At 52.2% G+C, this 1,137-nt stretch carries 1 protein-coding gene; it reads left to right on the forward strand.

Features of this window, described 5'->3' with window-relative positions; genetic code table 11:
- Positions 1-868, forward strand: an 868-nt coding sequence (locus tag AC27VO_RS16465; RefSeq protein WP_488667797.1) for a flagellin, incomplete at its 5' end; no start/stop codon positions are given.
- Positions 869-1,137 lie beyond the last annotated feature (269 nt).

Consider the following 1,137-nt stretch of genomic DNA (forward strand, 5'->3'; position numbering starts at 1 on the left):
TTCGGGTGCCGGTGACAACATCACCGTGGGTGGTATCACCAATGCCAAGGCCAGCGCACTGTCGAATGTGAACTACAACAAGCTAGAAGTTGCGAACTTTGATCCAACCGATTTTGATGATGCATTGCTCAATCAGGCTGATCTGGATGCGGCTGTTGTGGCAGCACAAGCTGCGGTGGACGCAGACGTGCTGGCAAATCCGCTGCCTGCAAACCAAAATGCTGCTTTGGTGACCGCACTCACTGCAGCAACCACGGCACAAACGGCAGGGCCATTTGGCATCACGATCGGGACTTCTCCAACGGTTACGTTTGACTCCATTCCCGCTGCATCTTCTAAGACGGAGCGGATGGGGCAAATCGTGGCTGCTATCAATGCAAAGACCGCAGACACTGGCGTCACAGCATTTTTGGATGGTAATAAGCTGACGCTTTTGTCTGAAAAGCTGGATGCTTCTAATACGCCAGAAACCGTCACTTTTGTTTCTAACGAGCCAGGAAAAACAGGCATTCCTGCAACGCCAACATGGAGTGCAGTGAGTGCAGCAGACCAGCACGGCATTGAGAACCTGAGCGTGAGTACGCAGGCAGGTGCTTGGGATGCGCTCAAACGCATTGATTCCGCGATAGATCAGATCAACTCAGCACGTGCTAATTTGGGTGCGCTGCAGACGCGTTTTGAAAAGACTGTCGAGAACATCGACATCATGAACGAGAACATCACGGCAGCACGTGGCCGTATTGTGGATACCGACTTTGCGTCGGAAACCGCGAACTTGAGCCGTGCGCAGATCCTGCAGCAAGCGGGTACGGCCATGGTGGCGCAAGCCAACCAGTCGACCCAGAACGTGCTGAGCCTGCTGCAATAAGCACGGGCACTGAAGAGTTAGTTGCATCCGCATGCTGGTTGGACGCAATTTGAACTTTGGTGCTCGTGCATAAAAAGCACTCAAAGCACTGATTTTCAGCGCAGTGTGAATGGTATTGCGGATGCCCCTAAGTGACATAGATGGTGCAAATTTCTTGCGCCACCTATGAACAAAAGAACGCCACCCAGCAGATGAATGAAAGACGGTCGCAATAGCGTCAGACAGAAGTTCGCAGACGAGGTGGCATTTGGTTTTTGAAGGGGAAATCC

The organism is Comamonas sp. 14P8.1.4, assembly GCF_057799285.1.